Below are 20,531 nucleotides of genomic sequence, written 5' to 3' on the forward strand. Positions count from 1 at the left end.
AGACGATACACTCCTATTACCTGTAATTATATATCACTAAAATTATGTATTATATTATCAATATTTTATTATCTAGTTTTCAATACTATATTACCCGTTTTAGTTCTTCTTGTCAAGGTTTTGTAATAACTATATTGTAATAAATAAACAATGTGTTATAATTAAGATAACCATTTATCAGGAGTGATATTCATTTTGGACAATATTAAAGTCAATAATATAAAGGAAGAACTTGGCCAATTATCGGCCTCCCTTGGCTCATACAAAACTGAAAATTGGAGTCAGTTTCCTGCAATAGATTTATATATGGATCAAGTAGTAACTTATCTTGAAAGATTGTTGAACATTTTCGGGGATACTTCCGATTCCAGTAAGACAATTACCTCAAGTATGGTAAATAATTATGTAAAGGAAGGCTATTTAAAACGTCCTGTTAATAAGAAGTATGACAGGGTGCATCTTGTGTCTCTTTACATTATGTCAATGCTGAAGCCGGTATTGCCAATTCCGCTTATTGCCCGTTCACTGGGTAATTTTAACGACGAAGATGAGTACCATAATTTTTATAATGAACTGACAAATCTTCAGGATCAGGCATTTAGCAGTGTTTCTCAAAAGCTACTAACCCTCATTGAGAATGTGGATGAAGACGATTACGAAAACTCACTTCGTCTTTTTGCATTACAGCTTTCAAGCGAAGCAAATGCTCATAGGATTGCAGCTGAGAAAATAATGTCCTTGCTGAATCAAAATGATAAGACTAAAAGCAAGTAATTATGCAATTATTTGGTACAATCCTATAACCAGCAACAGTATGCCCGATATGACTGTTGCTTTTTCACCCAGAAATTTTGATGCATATCGTCTGCCTATTATTGCCCCCACCCATATAGTCATCAGGCTGAAGGCTACTACTGCCGCTGACAAAACAAATGCATTAATTCCCGATACACCTGCCCCAAATCCCGTACCAATACAATTGGATGCCAGTGCTATGCCCAGAAGTATGGATTCTTTAAGTGATATATCTCCGGAATAGTCTCTATCTGCAATACCCGGGTCATCCATTACAGCCTTTATATCGTCTATGTACTGAAGGCTGTTGCCATGAACCTTTTTAGATTTCCTTCTGCTATTCAGATATCCGATAATCGTGAATAAGCCCATAATAATCACTATAGAACCGCCAATAGTCTTTCCAAGGAAATCGGGAATATAGTTTGTAAGTATGTTTCCAAGCAGACTGGACAACAGTGTTGCTATACCCGAAAATAAAGCGATTGAAATATTTGACTTGAACGGTACATTTATCTTTCTTGCTCCATATGCCAGACCGATTGCCATATTGTCTAAATTCGGTGCCAGGCACAGTAAAAAAATTGATAGAATAACCCCCACGGTCTTTTCACCTCAGGATAGTATATTTTCATTTAAACAGAATAGTGCATGTCCCACAAAAACGTATTATTCTATGTAAATTTTATACTTTTAAGTATTTTTATGTTTTTTATGTTAAAACGTATTGACAACTTTTAAATATGGATGTAATCTTATATTAAATTTAATATCTGCCCTTAAAACCGTTGATGTGGAGATAACGGTGATACGTGCACTTACAGAGAGCAAGGGAAGCTGAGAGCCTTGCAGAACGCAGTACATCAAATGGACCACTGAGGGCGTAGTCAAATGGAAATATCTTTCCAGAGTATTCTACGACGTAACACATGCGTTATTTGTGAGAAATATGTTTGTATTTCGTAAGTGTGTAAGATTTATTTACTTACAAAACAAGGTGGCACCGCGGGTGAATTTTTTACACTCGTCCTTGACTATTTCAGTCAAAGGGCGGGTGTTTTTAGTTTATCAAAGAAAATAAATCTTGCACAAAGAAGGAGTGGTTTTATGTACAAACCAAGTTTGGAGGAAGCAAAACAACTGTCAGCAGGATATACAATTATACCTGTCAGTTGCGAAATCTTTTCGGATATTAAAACACCAATTGCAGTACTCCAAAGCCTCAGGGCAGTGAGCAGTCGTTATTATCTTCTGGAAAGCGTTGAAAACGGCGAAAAATGGGGTCGGTACTCATTTCTGGGCTTTGATCCCGTTATTGAACTTTCTTGCAAAGACGGAAACCTTGAAATTAAGGGCGAGTGTTCAAAAAAGGTTGCCACAAATGATCCCAACAGTCACATCAGAGAAATTCTGAACCAATACAGAAGCCCCAGACTCAGCTTTCTTCCACCTTTTACGGGAGGCTTTGTAGGTTACTTTGCATACGATTATATAAAGTATTCCGAAAGAACACTAAAGCTTGACGGAATAGATGACACAAACTTTAACGATGTGGATTTAATGCTCTTCGACAAGGTAATAGCCTTTGACCATTTTAAGCAAAAAATTATTGTCATTGTTAATATAAAAACAGATAATCTTGAAGTAAATTATGAAAAAGCTTTAAAGGAAATAGACCGTATAATACATTTGATTAAACAGGAAATCCCTAGCGAAAAGACAGTCTCAAAATTATTGTCACCCTTTACCCCTAAATTCAGCATTGAGGAGTACTCCAAAATTGTAGAAAAGGTTAAGCACCACATTTTTGAAGGCGATATATTTCAGGCTGTTCCATCCAACAGGCAAACAGCAGACTTTGAAGGAAGCCTTTTGGATGCCTACAGAACTTTAAGAACCACTAATCCGTCACCATATATGTTCTTTGTAAAGTTTGATGATTTAGAGATAACCGGAACCTCACCTGAAACTCTTATAAAGCTTGAAAACGGCAATCTCTCCACCTTCCCTATCGCCGGAACAAGACCCCGTGGGGAAACCGAGGAAAAAGACAAAGAATTGATTAGAGGCCTTTTAAGTGATGAAAAAGAGCTATCCGAGCATAACATGCTTGTAGACCTTGGGAGGAACGATTTAGGGAGAATCAGTGAATTTGGAACCGTTGAGGTTAAGAATTATCTGAGTATAAAGAAATTCTCCCACGTTATTCATATAGAGTCCAAAGTTATCGGCAAGCTTCGTAAGGATATGGATCAACTGGATGCCATAACTGCTATCCTCCCTGCCGGAACTCTTTCGGGAGCACCCAAAATCCGTGCCTGTCAGATAATAAATGAAGTTGAGGGACATAAGAGAGGAATTTACGGCGGTACAATAGGATACATTGATTTTACGGGGAATATGGACACCTGTATTGCAATAAGAACAGCTATTCTAAAGGATAAAAAAGTATATGTTCAATCCGGCGGAGGTATAGTTGCAGACAGTGTTCCCGAAACAGAGTACATGGAAACCGTCAATAAGGCAAGCGCCGTAATAAGTGCTTTAGAGATGTCCGAAAGGGGGATTGACTAATGATTTTATTAATTGATAACTATGACAGCTTTTCTTATAACCTATATCAGCTTATAGGGACTATAAACAGTGATATAAGGGTAGTCAGAAATGATGAGATTACCATCGAGGAAATAGAAGCTTTAAACCCTTCACATATTATTCTCTCCCCGGGGCCGGGTCGTCCCTCAGATGCAGGTATATGCGAGGCAGTAATAAAGCACTTCCATAAAGTAAAACCCATTTTAGGGGTATGCCTTGGACATCAGGCAATCTGTGAAGCCTTTGGAGCTACTGTTTCATATGCAAAGGTACTGATGCACGGTAAAAAAAGCCTCATACACATTGCAAACGGCAGTGCTGTTTTCAGAGGCCTTCCACCCATTATTGAAGGTGCAAGATATCATTCCTTGTCAGCAGTACGCAACACTCTCCCCGACGAACTGTTGGTTATAGGAGAGGATGACGGCGGTGAAGTAATGGGCATTAAGCACAGAGATTATAATGTTTACGGACTTCAATTTCATCCGGAATCTGTTTTAACACCCAATGGTATAAAAATATTGGATAACTTTCTTAGAATAGGCGGTGAGGCAAATTGATTCAGGAAGCTATATATCAGGTAATCAACAAACAGGATTTAAACCGTGATAAAACAACACAGGTTATGGAGGAAATCATGGAAGGCCGTGCTACCACTGCACAGATAGGCTCATTCCTCACAGCCATGAGAATGAAGGGTGAGACCATTGACGAAATAACCGCATGTGCAACTGTTATGAGGCAAAAGTGCAAGCGAATCCATCCGCAAAAGGATGTTCTGGATATCGTAGGAACAGGCGGAGACGAGGCCAACACTTTCAATATTTCAACAGTTTCCTCTTTTGTAGTTTCAGCAGGAGGTGTCCCCGTTGCAAAACACGGAGGACGTTCAGTATCCAGTAAATGCGGAAGTGCCGACCTTCTGGAGGCACTGGGTATTAATATTGCTTTGTCTGCGGAGCAAAGTGCAGAAATACTGCAAAAAATCGGAATGTGTTTTATGTTTGCTCCAACCTATCATGCTTCTATGAAGTATGCAGCTCCTGTCCGCAAGGAACTGTCAGTGAGAACTATTTTCAATATACTTGGCCCTCTGGCAAACCCGGCAGGAGCAAATATGCAGCTTTTGGGTGTATATGATGAAAATCTGGTGGAGCCCCTTGCCAGAGTTCTACTAAATCTGGGCGTTAAACGGGCAATGGTTGTCCACGGTCATGACGGTCTGGATGAAGTAACTCTCTGCAACACCACCACAATCTGCGAAGTAAGCAACGGCAGCATTAACAGCTTCTTCCTCTCCCCTGAGCAATTGGGTTTTTCAAGATGCGCCTTAAAGGATTTGGTGGGGGGTGACCCAAAGGAAAATGCCTCAATAGCTCTGGAGATTTTAAACGGCAGTAAGGGGCCAAAAAGGGATATCGTTGTACTGAATTCGGCACTATGCCTTTATATGTCTTACAACCAAACTACTCTAAGAGATTGTGTTAAAATGGCTGAACAGCTTATTGACAGCGGTGCTGCAAAGACCCAGCTGGACAAATTTATAGAGCTGTCAAACAGCTTTAATCAAGAGGTGCCATGATGATATTAGATAAAATTGCTGCCAGTACAAAAATACGTGTTGAAAAACTGAAAAAGGAAGCGCCTTTTGCTTTGGTAAAGTCTGAGGCATTAAAACTGACAAATAAGAATCCTTTTGCTTTTGAAAAAGTAATAAAAAATGGTGAGCTTACTTTTATATGTGAAATAAAAAAAGCTTCTCCTTCTAAAGGACTTATTTCTGAGAATTTTCCTTATATTGATATAGCCAGAGAATATGAAGCCGCGGGAGCAGGAGCAATCTCGGTTCTGACAGAGCCTGAATTTTTTCTGGGTAGTGACCAATATCTGAAAGAAGTAAAAAAAGAGGTGCGTATTCCTGTGCTTAGAAAAGATTTTACCGTTGACTCATATCAGATTTATGAAGCAGCATTAATTGGTGCAGATTGTGTATTGTTGATATGTGCTTTGCTGGATACTGATACTTTGAAAGAATATATTAAGATTGCTGATAGCCTTGGACTATCCTGTCTTGTGGAAGCCCACGATGAAGACGAAGTTAATAGTGCAATTGAAGCAGGCAGCAGGATTATCGGCGTAAATAACAGGAACCTGAATACCTTCGAGGTTGATATAACAAACAGTGTACGGCTTAGGAAACTTGTACCCAAAAATATAAGTTTTGTATCGGAAAGCGGTATCCGCAATGCTCAGGATATATCAGTACTGCGAGAAGTAGGAGCAAATGCGGTTCTCATTGGTGAAACCCTTATGAAAAGCGGTGATACAGGGGCTGAACTGGCAAAACTGCGGGGTTCTGTAAAAAACTAAACATTTCTCACGGGAGGATTCTTATGTCTGTAAAAATAAAAATCTGCGGTTTAACAAGACCTCAGGATATTGAATATGTAAATGAGGCTCTGCCGGATTTTATAGGTTTTGTTTTTGCGAAAAGCAAAAGACAGGTAACTGCTGAAGTTGCAGAAGGGCTTAAAAAACCTCTGGATTCAAGAATACCTGCTGTGGGAGTTTTTGTAAATGAGGATACGGATATGATAACCTCCCTATGCAAAAACGGTATTATTGACTTCGTCCAACTCCATGGAGACGAAAGTTCAGAATATATAGAGTCACTGCGTCAGAAAATAAACAACCCGATTATAAAGGCTGTGAGAGTCAAGGACAGTGAATCGGTAAAAGCAGCCTGTTCACTTCCCTGCGACTATTTGCTTCTGGATACCTACTTAGGCAATGAGTACGGAGGCACAGGCAAAGCCTTTGACTGGGGGCTGATTTCAGATACAGCCAAACCTTTCTTTCTGGCTGGAGGAATATCAGCCGGAAATGCAGAGACAGCAATAAGAAATATAAACCCCTACTGTCTGGATGTCAGCAGTGGCGTGGAAACAGATTCCATTAAGGACAGAAATAAAATTTTAAATATTGTAAATTTGGTAAGGAGTGTGAAGTAAATGCTAAAAGGCAGATACGGAAAGCATGGCGGGCAGTATGTCCCTGAAATTTTAATGAACACCATAAACGAACTCGAGGAGAGTTATAACTACTACAAGAATGATTTTGACTTCAACAGGGAGCTTGATACCTTATTGAAAGAATACGCCGGAAGGCCCTCCCTTCTCTATTTCGCAAAAAAAATGACGGAGGATTTGGGTGGCGCAAAAATATACCTGAAGCGTGAGGACTTGAATCACACAGGCTCCCACAAAATAAACAATGTTCTGGGTCAGGTACTTCTGGCAAAAAAAATGGGCAAAAAGCGTGTAATAGCAGAAACAGGTGCAGGACAGCACGGTGTTGCTACCGCAACCGCTGCGGCTCTTATGGGTCTGGATTGTGAAATTTTTATGGGCTTGGAGGATACCAAGCGTCAGGCTCTTAATGTTTTCAGAATGGAGCTTTTGGGTGCAAAGGTTCATCCGGTTACAAGCGGAACGCAAACCCTGAAGGATGCAGTTAATGAGACTTTTCGTGAGTGGGCTTCCAGAATGGAGGACACAGCTTATGTACTAGGTTCTGTTATGGGGCCTCACCCCTTCCCAATGATTGTAAGAGATTATCAGAGTGTTATCGGTAAGGAAGTCAAAGAACAGATGCTTGAGAAGGAAGGCAGGCTACCGGATGTGGCTATGGCTTGTGTTGGCGGCGGAAGTAATTCAATGGGACTTTTTTACGACTTTATCGGAGACAAATCCGTTGAACTGATAGGATGTGAAGCAGCGGGAAAAGGTGTGGACACTGAATTACATGCAGCAACTATTGCAAAAGGACAGCTCGGAATATTCCACGGTATGAAATCTTATTTCTGTCAGGATGAGTATGGGCAAATTGCTCCTGTATACTCTATCTCAGCAGGACTGGATTATCCGGGTATAGGCCCCGAACATGCATCCCTGCATGACACAGACCGTGCCAAGTATGTTCCCGTAACCGATGCCGAGGCGGTTGCCGCCTTTGAATATTTGTCCAGAACAGAAGGTATCATTCCGGCAATTGAAAGCTCCCACGCAGTTGCACATGCAATGAAAATTGCACCTAAAATGGGAAATGACAAAATAATAGTCATTTGCCTGTCAGGAAGAGGAGACAAGGATGTTGCCGCTATTGCAAAATATATGGGGGTGAATATAGATGAGTAAAATAAGTAATGCATTTAAGAATGGCAAGGCATTTATAGGCTTTCTTACAGCAGGTGACCCGTCACTGGAAAAGACCGAGGAATTTGTACTGGAAATGGTTAAGGCAGGTGCTGACCTTATTGAGATAGGTATTCCGTTTTCAGACCCCATCGCAGAGGGTGAGGTTATTCAAAGAGCAAACGTAAGGGCATTAGCCAATGGAACTACCATGGATAAAGTTTTTGAAACAGTTAAAAGAATAAGACAAAAGACTCAGGTTCCAATTGTTTTTCTAACCTATCTTAATCCTGTGTTCACCTACGGTTATGACCACTTTTTCAGACAATGCAGTGAGTATGGTATTGACGGTGTTATAATTCCTGATATTCCTTTTGAGGAAAAAGGCGAGCTAATTCCTTTTAGTGATAAATATAATGTTGATATTATATCATTAATTGCACCTACCTCCGAGGAACGTATAAACAAGTTAGCTTCCTGCGCTAAGGGGTTTGTCTACTGTGTATCCTCAAAGGGAGTTACAGGTGTAAGAAATGAAATAAAAACAGACCTTCAGTCAATTGTATCCTCTGTCAGGTCTGCCACTAATGTTCCGGTAGCTGTTGGGTTTGGTATATCCACACCTCAGCAGGCATCAGAGATTTCTAAATATGCTGATGGGGTTATTGTTGGGAGCGCTATTGTGAAAATTATTGAGCAATATGGCAAGGATGCTGCAAAACCTCTATATGATTATGTCAGCAGTATTAAACAGTCTATAAAATAAAGTTTTTATGTTTTAACACCTGTACTCCCGTATAAAATTATATCAATGCTTGCTTCCAAGATATTTGCAAGAGTTTCTGGCGGCTCATCATAGGATATTTTACCGTCGCTCACATTCATCGTCCGTGATTCATGGTTTCGCTAAAACCTACTTCATGATAGGTTTTCCGGTAAAATATCCGTCTTCGCCTATAAACATCTGCAAATATCTTTAACCAAGCTTTCATTGATACAATTTATACTCACGCACAGGTTAATAAGAAACTAATTTGCCACAACCCTCTCCTTATTTTTCACAAACTGCTATCATATTGCTTGCGGTTTTCTTCATTCCTTTTTCTACTTTAAAATTCTCTACGGAATAAAATTCTACCGAATCAAATACCCTATTCAGTATTGTGCTGAATTCTTCAAATTCATACTCTTTTATATGAAAAGGATTATGAACATTTCTTCTCATGGCCTTGTTTGGTGTAGATATAATGAACTTCCCCCCTTTCTTCAAAACCCTGTAAGCCTCTTCTACGTGCTTAGCAGTCATATCAACAGCCAAGTGTTCAAACACTTCAAAAGAAACATATACATCAAATTCCTCTGCAGCATAAGGCAAACAGGTAACATCTCCCCTATTCCAATGTACATTTGGCTGTCTGTAAGCCCCCTTTGCAAATCGTATATTATCTTCCGCTATATCTACCGCCTCCACACTCTTACACAACTTTGCTAAGTACGCAGCACCATAACCAAAGCCACAGGGAGCTTCCAGCACTCTGCTCTCATTATTCATAAAGGTCAAAGCAAAGGTGTATCTCTCCGCTATTTTAAGGTAAACACGAAGCGGAAGAAATTGTGAAGCCGGTATGCCTCTTTCCCACATATGAGCAAGATAATTCTGCTCCACTTCTGCTTTGATTTTCATGTCCGGTATAAAGCCTGAAATATTGTTCTTATATATAGCGTCTTTTTTTAAAATACTGCTTGTTATTGACAGGATTTTATCAGAGTTTTTACTAATCTTAATTTGCTGAGGAAGTATATATGATTTATTATACAAGTCATACCAGATATTATTTATAATTAACTTTTTGTCCTGATTGTTATTTAATACAAACTCTATTAATTCATAGCTGTGATACTTCTCCCTTTTGCCTATGATTACTTGGGCAGCAGTAAAATCAAAAGTGTCAAAATCCTTAGTTTCATAGGAGATAAACTCATTCAATTTGTTACGGATATATTCAAAGGTGGGATTAACCTCGTTTTCCAGAAGTCTTAAAATATCCGCTTTCCCTGAAAATTTGTGCCATAATTTTTTATTTTCCTTTATTTGCTTTTCAAGCAGTACAGTTTGTTCCATAATACTGTCCGTATCATATATTTCCTGTAGCTTAATACTTGTTTTGCAAGGGTTTGACTTCTTTTTTATAATAAGGAGCTTTTCTGTCAAGCCCATATTCTTGTTACATATCAGCTGTCTGTCTTTTAGCATAAGGTATTCCCCTATTATATTTTTCTCATCAATACTCAATTCACTGTCTTTAAATATTTCAGGAAGAGTAGTAAACAATTGCATAGCAGCATCTCCCGCTTTCCCCTCCAAATCCTTGTCAAACGGGTAGTTCATAAAGTATGAAACCGGAAGCATTTCCACCAAATCCAAACCAAAAACTTCTAAATTTGTTTCTACAAACTCTCTATCCCTTATTACCATATGAGGTGACTTACTTTTTGTCTGCAAAACACTTATGGGGTCAAGTATTATGCAAAATCCGTTATTGTCCAAATGATTAGATATATTTTCCAAAACTTTTTTATACTTTATTTCATCTGTTAAATGCAGCAATACATCTCCTGCAAATACTAAATCATATTTTCCGCTATAGTACATTTCATCGCTTACATCACCATTTTTGAATAAATACTCCGGGTATGTTTTACTCAACTCAGCTACCGACTTCTCTGAAATATCAATGGCTTCATACGCTGTGACTTTATTACTATGAAACAGTCCTGTAAAGATTCCGGTTCCCGGGCCCAGCTCCAAAATTCTTTTGCTGTTTATATTATCAATTAATTTATTTATTATTGCATCCAGCAAATATATTCTGTTCTGGTAAAGAAACTGGTTATATATCTCACCTAAGCCTATAAACCCTACCCCTTCAATGTCAAATCTTGAATTTAGTCTCCTATTCCAATAATTCTTATAATCAAAGCCTGTAATGTCTTTGTTTTCGGCTGAAATATCCTCCAGTAAAGATATTATTGATTTTAACTGCATATTCAAAGAATAATTATCAATAACAAAATTTCTGTATTCGTTTGAATTATATTCAGCATCACTAATTTTCAAAACAGCTTCATTAACCGTGTTCCATAAATATTTGCGAGGATAAATTTCTGATGCACCTGCGAAATTGTGCATAATCGGCTTTATACCTTTGGCCATTGCCTGCATTACACTCATGTTCTGAGATTCCAGTACACTGGTGCAGAGTATATAGTTTTTATCCTCTAACCATTTATCCAGATTCGTTTGCCAGCCTTCAAAGTTATAGTTTTTTTCCAGTCCCATTTCGGCTACCATTTGTTTGAAATACAGTGAGTATCTTGGGTCTTGAAATTGACCCGCAATATAAAAATTATATCTGTTATCACAATCGTATAGGGCTTTAAAGACTTGTAAAAGCAGCATTGGACCTTTTTTGTAATTAATATATCCTACATAAGCAACATTAAATCCTGAGCTTCTATTTTTAAAATTGAAATGGGATAAGTCTACTCCGTTTGGTATTACCGTAGTAATTTTTTCATCTATACCAAAAGTTTTAACTGTATATTTACGTATTGATTCCGATATGAATATGAGCCTGTCAACACAATTCCAATTAACTCTTGCCGGATAATTTGTAAATGCCTCATAGCTATGCAGTCTGCAAATTATTTTTTTTTCTTTTGCAATATTAAGTTTTCCTGCGTATACCAAAATATCATCACACCATTCAAACCAACAAATATCAGCCCATTTCATCCATTCTTCCAGTTTTTCCATGTGCAACATGCTGACAGTTATTTTTTTTATATCATAATACTCTGACAGTTTATTAACTATATCGCCGATGAATTTATCATCGCCTTTTGAAAATATAGCTAATTTTATTTTTTTGTCTCCCATAATAACCCCACTCATTATAAATATATCTGTTACTATTTATATGCTGCAAATATGTTACACATAACGTCACTTTTTATTGTTTTTTGTTAACATAAGGAACAAATTAAACTATACACCCATATACTGTTAACGTAGCATACTAAATCCTTCACTAGTATGTCTATTACCAAAACTTTTAAGGAGGTGGAAATTATAAAATGGCTACTAATGTTATAATAAATGGCGGTTTTGAAACGGGTACATTTCCTCCCTGGAACGCTTTTAATGCCGTAGTAACAGCCGCTTATAGCTATTCAGGTACTTTTTCAGCACAGCTACTCGATGGTGGTACAACATCGACTATTTACCAGATAGTTGAAGCAGATTTTACTGAGCCCTATGAATTCTCAGCTTTCCTCGCAAAAGTAGGGGAATTGCCAAACCCACTTACAACTATAACTATAGCTTACTTTGATGCAAGTTATAATTATCTCGGTCTAGGTCTTGTAATAAGTATCGCCCCCGGTACTCTTCCTGATGCAACACTGGATAATTGGCAGGAGTTCACAGGCACAACTACGCCTGCACCCATTGGAACAGTGTACACTATCGTATCTGTAAGTAAACAGGGCGAGACGAATACAGCCACTGTAGTCGTAGACGATGTATCCTTGATAACTTCGTCCGGACCTGTTGGACCTACCGGGCCGACTGGGCCGACTGGACCTACCGGACCTACCGGACCTACCGGTGCTACCGGGGCTACAGGGGCTACTGGCGCTACTGGACCTGCCGGTGCTACTGGGGCTACTGGAGCCACCGGACCTGCCGGTGCTACGGGTGCTACTGGACCTGTCGGTGCTACGGGTGCTACCGGACCTGCCGGTGCTACTGGTGCTACCGGACCTGCCGGTGCTACTGGGGCTACTGGAGCCACCGGACCTGCCGGTGCTACTGGCGCTACCGGACCTGCCGGTGCTACGGGTGCTACTGGACCTGCCGGTGCTACTGGACCTACTGGACCTGCCGGTGCTACCGGTGCTACAGGGGCTACGGGTGCTACGGGTGCTACCGGTGCTACCGGACCTGCCGGTGCTACTGGCGCTACTGGACCTGCCGGTGCTACCGGTGCTACAGGGGCTACGGGTGCTACCGGTGCTACTGGACCTGCCGGTGCTACTGGCGCTACTGGACCTGCCGGACCTACCGGTGCAGGTATCGCTTCTTACGGAAATGTATACGAACTTGCAACTATAGCAGATTCGACTGTGGTAGGTGGTGCGGACGTACCATTCAGCAATAACGGTCCTTTGGTTGGAATAACTCACACCCCAGGCCTAACTACAATAACTGTTCCATCTGCCGGTGATTATGAAATCATTTACAATGTATCTATCACTGCCGGAGTAGGATCAGCCATCGCTATTGCAGTAAATGGTACTGTTCAGCCATCAACAGAAATAACAGCCTTGGTTGCAACCGGTGAACTAAGCGGAAATACCATTCTGACTCTAAGTGCCGGTGACGTAATAACCTTGCGTAATAACTCTGCTACACCGTTAGTAATGACACTTGCACCGGGTGTCGGTGCTCAAATGGATATACTATTCCTGAATTAAACTTAATTTAAGACTATGAGGCCTCCTATACATGCGTTATTGTAGGGGGCCTTTCTTTACATATTGAATATAATACAGCTTGCTTATCAATCATCTTTTCTCTTATACAATATATATTATTACCAACCTATATAAAAATTCCTATAATAATGTCGTAATTTATTGCTTTTTGTTAACATAAGGAACAATTCACCTTAGATACCCATACAATGTTAACGTAGCATACTATATTCTAATATGACTACACCAAGACTTTTAAGGAGGTGACACTAAAGAAATGCCTACTAATGTTATAATAAATGGCGGTTTCGAAACCGGAACCTTTCCTCCCTGGAATGCGTTTAACTCGGTAATAACATCCGCCTATCACCATTCAGGTGCTTTCTCTGCGGAGTTGCTTGATGGTGGTGTAACATCTACAATCTATCAGATAATTGCTGCAGATTTTAGTAACCCTTATGAATTTTCTGCATTCCTAGCTAAGGTAGGGCCATTACCAAACCCACTTACAACTATAACTATCGCTTATTTTGATGCAAGTTATAATTATCTTGGTCTTGGTCTTGCAATAAGTATCCCTCATGGTACCCTTCCTGATGCTGCGCTTAATAACTGGCAACAATTCTCTGGTACAACCACTCCTGCACCGCCTGGAACCGTTTACGCTATTGTATCTATAAGTAAACAGGCAGAACCAAATACCTCAAATGTTGTCGTAGATGACGTATCCTTGATATCTTCATCCGGGCCTGTTGGACCTACCGGTCCTACAGGAGCTACTGGTGCAACAGGAACTACTGGTGCCACAGGGGCTACCGGAGCTACCGGAGCCACTGGTGCTACTGGCGCTACCGGAGCCACAGGTGCTACGGGTTCTACCGGAGCCACTGGTGCTACAGGAGCCACTGGTGCTACCGGAGCCACAGGCGCAACTGGTGCTACTGGAACAACTGGTGCTACCGGAGCTACGGGTGCTACGGGTGTTACTGGCGCTACTGGTTCAACAGGACCTACTGGTGCCACGGGTGCCACGGGTGCAACTGGTGCCACTGGTGCTACCGGAGCTACTGGACCTACTGGAGCAACAGGACCTACGGGTGCTACTGGCGCAACAGGTGCTACCGGAGCTACGGGTGCAACAGGTGCTACTGGTGCCACTGGTGCTACGGGCGCTACTGGAGCCACGGGCGCTACCGGAGCCACGGGCGCAACGGGTGCTACGGGTTCTACTGGTGCAACTGGACCTACTGGAGCTACGGGCGCTACCGGTGCTACAGGTGCTACAGGAGCAACAGGCGCCACTGGAGCTACTGGTTCTACAGGTGCCACGGGTGCTACCGGACCTACTGGTGCCACGGGTTCGACCGGAGCTACTGGTTCTACAGGTGCTACTGGAGCCACGGGTGCTACGGGAGCCACGGGTGCTACGGGAGCCACGGGTGCTACCGGAGCCACAGGTGCTACTGGCGCAACGGGTTCTACTGGTGCAACTGGACCTACTGGAGCTACGGGCGCTACCGGTGCTACTGGTGCTACTGGAGCTACGGGCGCAACGGGTTCTACTGGTGCAACTGGAGCCACTGGTGTTACAGGAGCCACTGGTGCTACAGGTGCAACAGGAGCCACTGGTACGACTGGAGCCACTGGCGCTACCGGAGCCACAGGTGCTACGGGCGCAACGGGTTCTACTGGTGCAACTGGACCTACTGGAGCCACTGGTGCAACGGGCGCTACCGGAGCTACGGGTGCTACTGGTGCTACCGGAGCCACGGGCGCTACTGGAGCCACGGGAGCTACGGGCGCAACGGGTGCTACGGGTTCTACTGGTGCTACCGGTGCTACGGGTGCTACTGGAGCCACTGGTGCAACGGGCGCTACCGGAGCTACGGGTGCTACGGGTGCCACGGGCGCAACGGGTGCTACTGGCGCTACCGGACCTACTGGTGCAACGGGAGCCACTGGTGCAACGGGAGCCACTGGTGCTACCGGAGCCACGGGTGCTACGGGCGCTACGGGTGCTACGGGCGCTACAGGTGCCACGGGTACTACCGGACCTACTGGTGCAACGGGTGCCACAGGTGCTACTGGAACTACTGGTGCCACGGGAGCCACAGGTGCTACTGGCGCTACAGGCGCAACGGGCGCAACGGGTGTTACCGGCGCAACGGGTGCTACAGGCGCAACGGGCGCTACAGGTGCTACGGGTGCCACTGGTGCTACCGGAGCCACGGGTGCTACCGGAGCTACGGGTGCTACGGGCGCTACAGGTGCCACAGGTTCAACAGGTGCAACAGGCGCCACTGGTGCAACGGGCGCAACGGGTGCTACCGGCGCAACGGGTGCCACAGGTGCTACTGGTGCAACAGGAACTACTGGAACCACAGGAGCTACTGGAGCCACTGGTGCTACCGGAGCCACAGGCGCAACGGGTGCTACCGGAGCTACCGGTGCTACTGGAGCAACAGGACCTACGGGTGCAACGGGTGCCACAGGTGCTACTGGAACAACTGGTGCTACCGGAGCTACTGGTGCTACTGGTGCTACTGGTGCCACTGGTGCCACGGGCGCTACTGGTGCCACGGGCGCTACTGGACCTACGGGTGCTACCGGAGCCACAGGTGCAACTGGCTCAACTGGTGCCACAGGTGCCACAGGTGCTACCGGAGCCACGGGTGCCACTGGTGCTACAGGTGCCACTGGTGCTACTGGTGCTACTGGTGCTACCGGAGCCACTGGTGCTACGGGTGCTACCGGAGCCACAGGTGCAACAGGACCTACAGGCGCAACGGGTGCTACCGGAGCCACTGGTGCTACGGGTGTAACAGGCGCTACTGGTGCTACTGGTGCCACAGGGGCCACTGGACCTACAGGCACAACGGGTGCTACTGGAGCCACTGGACCTACAGGCGCTACTGGCGCTACTGGCACAACTGGAACAACAGGCGCTACTGGCGCTACAGGCGCAACGGGTGCTACCGGAGCTACCGGAGCTACCGGTGCTACTGGAGCAACAGGACCTACGGGTGCAACGGGTGCCACAGGTGCTACTGGAACAACTGGTGCTACCGGAGCTACAGGCGCTACGGGTGCCACTGGTGCTACTGGCGCAACAGGGGCTACGGGAGCCACAGGTGCTACGGGCGCTACCGGTGCTACTGGACCTACTGGCGCTACCGGAGCCACAGGTGCAACAGGTGCTACGGGTGCTACCGGAGCAACGGGCGCTACTGGTGCTACTGGAGCCACAGGTGCAACTGGTGCAACTGGTGCTACCGGGCCTACAGGGCCTACGGGACCTACACCCACTCTGTCCTTCACAGAGGCAGCAGGTCCAACCTCAGTGCTTCCTGCCGGAGTAGAGGTTACCGTAGTTACTTTAAATGTCCCTGTTACAGCAGGTGAAGATGTGAAAATTGACTACGCAGAATCCATTGAGATTACTGCAAACGCAAATTGGGTTTTAAACTTTCAGTCACGTCTGTATAGAGATGCCACCTTGATTGATACAAGAACCGTAAACAGGTCTCAATCAACGGCAGGTACTCAAAGGTTCCCTCTGGCAAGCACGCAGGTTGATACACCGCCCGCAACAGCAACAGTCAGTTATACTCTCCGTATATTTGTTAATACAGCAACAAACATTACAGCAGCAACTGCGAATAATATAGATATAAATACTATTGTATTCCCTTAGTACTATAATTCTTAACCGTAGGATGCCCTTGGGTGTCCTACGGTTTTTACTTACCTAACTGGTAAAACTAGAAACATTTTTGCTGTGTCTGAATATAATAATATAACTTCGCGTCGGAAAGGATTGAAAAAATGATAAGTATCAGTCTTTGTATGATTGTAAAAAATGAGGAAGAAACCCTTGCCCGCTGTTTAGATACTGTTAAGGACATAGTGGATGAAATCAACATTGTTGACACGGGTTCAACAGACAAGACAAAGGAAATAGCCTCCGGATATACCGACCGTGTTTTTGATTTCCCTTGGACAAACAGCTTCGCTGATGCACGAAATGAATCATATAAGTATGCTACAAAAGACTATATCCTGTACTTGGATGCGGATGATGTGATATTGGAAGCAGATCAGGTTAAATTTAAAGAGTTGAAGGAAACCCTTGACCCGTCCGTAGACTCGGTGTCTATGTATTATGATGCCGGTACGGACGAATTTGGTAATGTTACTTTAAGATACCGACGTAACCGTCTTGTTAAAAGAGAGAAAAATTTTCGATGGTATGGAGATTGCCATAACTATATAGAAGTCAGCGGAAAAATTATTAATTCAGAAGTAGCTATAACTCATAAAAAGGTACGCCATTCAGTGGGGCGAACCGTATCCATTTTTGAAACAAAAAAACAGCGTGGAGATGCCTTTAGTGCCAGAGACTACTTTTATTATGGAAATGAATTAAGAGAAAATGGTCGTTATCAGGAAGCAATAGAAAGTTACGACCAAAACCTTGCTTTAAAACAAGGTTGGGCTGAGGACAAAATATTTGCATGTTTATTTAAGGGAGACTGTTATAGGTATTTAAATGACAAAGAAAATGAGTTAACAGCTTTATTTCAATCTTTTAATTATGCGCCCCCAAGGGCAGAAGCCTGCTGTCGTATAGGATACAATTTTCACCGCAGCCGCCTGTATAAAACGGCTATTTTTTGGTATGAGCTTGCAACGCAGCAAGTTCCAGACCCCGACAGATGGAGCTTTATATATATGGCATATTACACTTGGTATCCGCATTTACAACTATGTGTATGCTACTACAACATAAAAGATATGCAAAAAGCTTATGAGCATAATGAAAAAGCCGCAGGCTACAGGCCGTCAGACCCCAGCGTTTTGTATAACAAAGAACTGTTTGCAAAAATGATAGAAGAAGGCACAATTAAGCCGTAGACAATAGGTTGTTTGTAATTAAGCAGTATAAAATATATCAATGATATGCAAACAGCTTGGAAGCAATCATTGATATATTTTTATACGGGTTTGATAACTTACGGGAGTTTATTTCCTGCCGCCAGATATATCTCATACCACTCCTGCCTTGTAAGCTCGATTGTTGATGCCTTGCAAATATCCCTGAGACGGGAAACATTGGTTGTACCCACAATAGGCTGCATATTGGCAGGGTGTCTCAACAGCCATGCAATAGCTATTGCTGTATTTGTAACACCTTTATTCTGTGCCAGTTCATCTATTTTTTTATTGAGCTCGGGGAATTTATCATTGTTTAGAAAAACTCCCTCAAAAAAACCGTATTGGAAAGGTGACCATGGCTGGATTGTAATGTCATTTAGCCTGCAATAGTCCAGTATACTACCGTCTCTGTCAATAGAGCCATCCACTTTCATGTTTACATTGAATCCGGCATCTATCATTCCGGTATTTGTAATACTAAGCTGTAGCTGATTGATAACTATTTTCTGATTAAGGTATTTTTTCAGCAGTTCTATCTGCATTGGGTTCTGATTGCTTACTCCGAAATTTCTTACCTTTCCGTTACTTTGGAGAATTGAAAAGGCTTCAGCAACTTCTTCCGGTTCAACAAGGGCATCCGGACGATGCAGAAGCAGGACATCTATATAATCTGTCTGCAATCGTTTTAAACTTCCATCAACAGCCTCTAAAATATGCTCTTTTGAAAAATCAAAGTACCCTTGCCTTATACCGCATTTAGTCTGAATTATAAACTTCTCTCTTATGCTTGGACACATATCAACAGCCTGTGCAAATACTTCTTCTGATTTCCCTCCACCGTAGATATCAGCATGGTCAAAAAAATCTATCCCCTCTTCCAAAGCAGTATTTATTAGGTTAGCAGCTGCTTTTTCAGACAGTTCGTTTATCCTCATACAGCCTAAAGAAATTTCAGAAGCAGTAAGTGCTCCGTTTCCAATGCTAATTCTTCTCATAAAATCATCCTCCTGATGAATTAAAATAATACCTGAATTCTACACCTTAAAGTAAACTTTAAGTCAATACTACTATTGTGTACAAAAAATAGCTGCTCCAAAACCTTTTTCTTTCCGGTTTAGAAACAGCTACTTTAAATAATAAAATTTATATGAATTATTGAGTTACTGCAAAAGCAGCAGCTATTGCAGCACCTAAACCTGAACCATCTTTTACCAGTTTTATTTCAATATTGGATGCATCCTCCCCAAGAGCTTCTTTGAATGCTTCCTCCATCAGATTAGGAACGTTAGGCATCTTTTCATATATAGTTCCGTCTATTGCAATTACATGCTTGTTTTTTACAGAAGTACCGTTGTTTTCCTGATGGAACAATATCCCCATGTGGGAAACTGCCACAAGCCTTACTGCTCTTTTTAAAATAGCTTCGGACAGCTTCTTTATTACCTCGGCGTCTTCTAATGTACAATTGTATTGCTCTTGTGTTTTGGATGGATACAAAATAAAATTCTCAACCATTAATGCATTAATACTCTGATTGAAAAATGCATCAGCATTAACAGCTTCTGATGTAAAAATTGCTTTATTTTTATATAAATCCAGACAAGCCTCTTTTAAAATACTTCCCATGTAGTAACCTGAAACCATTTTTTCAAGGAGCTGTGTTCCCGGCACCTGACTGTTTTTATCTATTATCTCATCATATTTAGTTACGGGAAGTCCTACATTGTAACTGGCTGATTCAGTATTTACTATCATTTTTTTGCCATTAAGAGGATGGTTGTTTTCCAGATAACAGGTATTATGTCCTGTCCCCATTATAGAGCCAATATCAGCAGTCTGATAACCGTACATGGCTACCAGCAAGGTACCTACAGTATCATTTAGTATGGCAACGGGCTTAACATTTACGTTTTTAGCCTGCAATGCCTGTTCAAGCAGTTTGTTTACATTGTTGCCCTCAACTCCGGAGGTGGTTATTTCCTTGGTCCACTGAATGAGGTAAGCGTCATTTATTCCTTCCTGCCTGCATGGAAATGAAAATGTGTTTCCCAGATACAAAGCTTCTTCCGGCTCAAGCAATTTCCCTATACTTTCAGCCATAAAGCCAAAGAGCTGCTTTTCATCAATATCTGACTTTGTAAGGTCATAATTTTCTTCTTTATTAATAAGCTTATGCTTTATTTCAGCAACTTTCTCAAAGCTTCCGTTACTAATTTTAAACTTGGTGCATCTAAAATTAGTACCGCCCATGTCGATGGCCATAAAAGTACCCTGTTCTTTTCCCGTAGGCTTTCCAATAAATGAAGGAATCATTTTAAGACAGGTTTTTTCACCATTCAAGCTTTTTTCCATAGTTTCCTTAAACAAGTTTGCTATACGCAGCATGTTTTCTCTTTCAACCTCAAAATCGTTAATAACATCTTGTATTATTTCAGATTTGAACCCCATTATGCACCTCTCAAATTTATATTTTAC

At 42.3% G+C, this 20,531-nt stretch carries 15 protein-coding genes; 11 read left to right on the top strand and 4 right to left on the bottom strand.

What is annotated here, in order from left to right:
- Nucleotides 1-195 precede the first annotated feature (195 nt).
- The gene (locus tag P0092_RS20745; RefSeq protein ID WP_004618457.1) at nt 196-774 is read left to right on the top strand and encodes a DUF1836 domain-containing protein; all 579 of its coding nucleotides are present in this window, start codon (nt 196-198) and stop codon (nt 772-774) included.
- Here P0092_RS20745 and ytaF read toward each other — a convergent pair whose 3' ends face one another.
- Nucleotides 775-1,398, bottom strand: a complete 624-nt coding sequence (gene ytaF, locus P0092_RS20750; RefSeq protein ID WP_004618455.1) for a sporulation membrane protein YtaF — start codon at nt 1,396-1,398, stop codon at nt 775-777.
- Between the two features lie 504 nt (nt 1,399-1,902).
- Between ytaF and trpE the strand changes: the two genes are divergently transcribed.
- From trpE to trpA, 7 genes are read left to right on the top strand one after another with little or no spacing between them, the layout of a single operon-like run.
- Nucleotides 1,903-3,369: an anthranilate synthase component I gene (trpE, locus tag P0092_RS20755; protein WP_004618453.1), complete on the top strand. Its 1,467-nt coding sequence runs from the start codon at nt 1,903-1,905 to the stop codon at nt 3,367-3,369.
- Complete coding sequence (locus P0092_RS20760) at nt 3,369-3,950, top strand: anthranilate synthase component II (protein ID WP_004618452.1); 582 nt, start codon at nt 3,369-3,371, stop codon at nt 3,948-3,950. Before trpE ends, P0092_RS20760 begins: the two co-directional genes overlap by 1 nt.
- Nucleotides 3,947-4,972 (top strand): anthranilate phosphoribosyltransferase, encoded by a 1,026-nt coding sequence (trpD, locus tag P0092_RS20765; RefSeq protein WP_004618449.1) that lies wholly within the window; start codon nt 3,947-3,949, stop codon nt 4,970-4,972. The genes P0092_RS20760 and trpD overlap by 4 nt, the downstream gene beginning before the upstream one ends.
- Nucleotides 4,972-5,760 (top strand): indole-3-glycerol phosphate synthase TrpC, encoded by a 789-nt coding sequence (gene trpC, locus P0092_RS20770; protein ID WP_004618445.1) that lies wholly within the window; start codon nt 4,972-4,974, stop codon nt 5,758-5,760. The genes trpD and trpC overlap by 1 nt, the downstream gene beginning before the upstream one ends.
- Nucleotides 5,761-5,783: 23 nt before the next feature.
- Nucleotides 5,784-6,401 (top strand): phosphoribosylanthranilate isomerase, encoded by a 618-nt coding sequence (locus tag P0092_RS20775; protein WP_004618444.1) that lies wholly within the window; start codon nt 5,784-5,786, stop codon nt 6,399-6,401.
- Nucleotides 6,402-7,586 carry a tryptophan synthase subunit beta gene (gene trpB, locus P0092_RS20780; protein WP_004618442.1) on the top strand — a complete coding sequence of 395 codons (1,185 nt, stop codon included), beginning with the start codon at nt 6,402-6,404 and terminating at the stop codon, nt 7,584-7,586.
- A complete protein-coding gene (trpA, locus tag P0092_RS20785) occupies nt 7,579-8,349 on the top strand; it encodes a tryptophan synthase subunit alpha (protein ID WP_004618440.1) in 771 nt (256 codons plus the stop codon). The genes trpB and trpA overlap by 8 nt, the downstream gene beginning before the upstream one ends.
- Nucleotides 8,350-8,634: 285 nt before the next feature.
- Here the strand turns inward: trpA and P0092_RS20790 are convergent, their stop codons facing one another.
- Nucleotides 8,635-11,523 (bottom strand): methyltransferase domain-containing protein, encoded by a 2,889-nt coding sequence (locus tag P0092_RS20790; RefSeq protein WP_004618438.1) that lies wholly within the window; start codon nt 11,521-11,523, stop codon nt 8,635-8,637.
- A gap of 197 nt (nt 11,524-11,720) precedes the next feature.
- On the opposite strand from P0092_RS20790, the gene P0092_RS20795 reads away from it, so the two are divergent.
- The 3 genes from P0092_RS20795 to P0092_RS20805 all read left to right on the top strand — a co-directional run bounded on the left by P0092_RS20795 (nt 11,721) and on the right by P0092_RS20805 (nt 18,035).
- Nucleotides 11,721-13,121 carry an NTTRR-F1 domain gene (locus tag P0092_RS20795; protein WP_004618436.1) on the top strand — a complete coding sequence of 467 codons (1,401 nt, stop codon included), beginning with the start codon at nt 11,721-11,723 and terminating at the stop codon, nt 13,119-13,121.
- Between the two features lie 277 nt (nt 13,122-13,398).
- The gene (locus P0092_RS20800; RefSeq protein WP_004618434.1) at nt 13,399-16,815 is read left to right on the top strand and encodes an NTTRR-F1 domain; all 3,417 of its coding nucleotides are present in this window, start codon (nt 13,399-13,401) and stop codon (nt 16,813-16,815) included.
- Nucleotides 16,816-16,946: 131 nt separating this feature from the next.
- The gene (locus P0092_RS20805; RefSeq protein ID WP_004618433.1) at nt 16,947-18,035 is read left to right on the top strand and encodes a glycosyltransferase; all 1,089 of its coding nucleotides are present in this window, start codon (nt 16,947-16,949) and stop codon (nt 18,033-18,035) included.
- A gap of 98 nt (nt 18,036-18,133) precedes the next feature.
- Here the strand turns inward: P0092_RS20805 and P0092_RS20810 are convergent, their stop codons facing one another.
- A complete protein-coding gene (locus P0092_RS20810; RefSeq protein WP_004618431.1) occupies nt 18,134-19,051 on the bottom strand; it encodes an aldo/keto reductase in 918 nt (305 codons plus the stop codon).
- Nucleotides 19,052-19,208: 157 nt separating this feature from the next.
- Nucleotides 19,209-20,504 (bottom strand): hexokinase family protein, encoded by a 1,296-nt coding sequence (locus P0092_RS20815; RefSeq protein ID WP_004618429.1) that lies wholly within the window; start codon nt 20,502-20,504, stop codon nt 19,209-19,211.
- Between the last annotated feature and the right edge of the window lie 27 nt (nt 20,505-20,531).

The sequence above is a fragment of the Ruminiclostridium papyrosolvens DSM 2782 genome, assembly GCF_029318685.1.
Taxonomy (GTDB): domain Bacteria; phylum Bacillota; class Clostridia; order Acetivibrionales; family DSM-1351; genus Ruminiclostridium; species Ruminiclostridium papyrosolvens.

Bases quoted from the DNA above. Each gene is read 5' to 3' on its own strand.
- trpE (WP_004618453.1), top strand. From the start codon at position 1,903: ATGTACAAACCAAGTTTGGAGGAAGCAAAACAACTGTCAGCAGGATAT.
- P0092_RS20760 (WP_004618452.1), top strand. From the start codon at position 3,369: ATGATTTTATTAATTGATAACTATGACAGCTTTTCTTATAACCTATAT.
- trpC (WP_004618445.1), top strand. From the start codon at position 4,972: ATGATATTAGATAAAATTGCTGCCAGTACAAAAATACGTGTTGAAAAA.
- P0092_RS20775 (WP_004618444.1), top strand. From the start codon at position 5,784: ATGTCTGTAAAAATAAAAATCTGCGGTTTAACAAGACCTCAGGATATT.
- trpB (WP_004618442.1), top strand. From the start codon at position 6,402: ATGCTAAAAGGCAGATACGGAAAGCATGGCGGGCAGTATGTCCCTGAA.
- trpA (WP_004618440.1), top strand. From the start codon at position 7,579: ATGAGTAAAATAAGTAATGCATTTAAGAATGGCAAGGCATTTATAGGC.
- P0092_RS20790 (WP_004618438.1), bottom strand. From the start codon at position 11,523: ATGGGAGACAAAAAAATAAAATTAGCTATATTTTCAAAAGGCGATGAT.
- P0092_RS20795 (WP_004618436.1), top strand. From the start codon at position 11,721: ATGGCTACTAATGTTATAATAAATGGCGGTTTTGAAACGGGTACATTT.
- P0092_RS20800 (WP_004618434.1), top strand. From the start codon at position 13,399: ATGCCTACTAATGTTATAATAAATGGCGGTTTCGAAACCGGAACCTTT.
- P0092_RS20805 (WP_004618433.1), top strand. From the start codon at position 16,947: ATGATAAGTATCAGTCTTTGTATGATTGTAAAAAATGAGGAAGAAACC.
- P0092_RS20810 (WP_004618431.1), bottom strand. From the start codon at position 19,051: ATGAGAAGAATTAGCATTGGAAACGGAGCACTTACTGCTTCTGAAATT.
- P0092_RS20815 (WP_004618429.1), bottom strand. From the start codon at position 20,504: ATGGGGTTCAAATCTGAAATAATACAAGATGTTATTAACGATTTTGAG.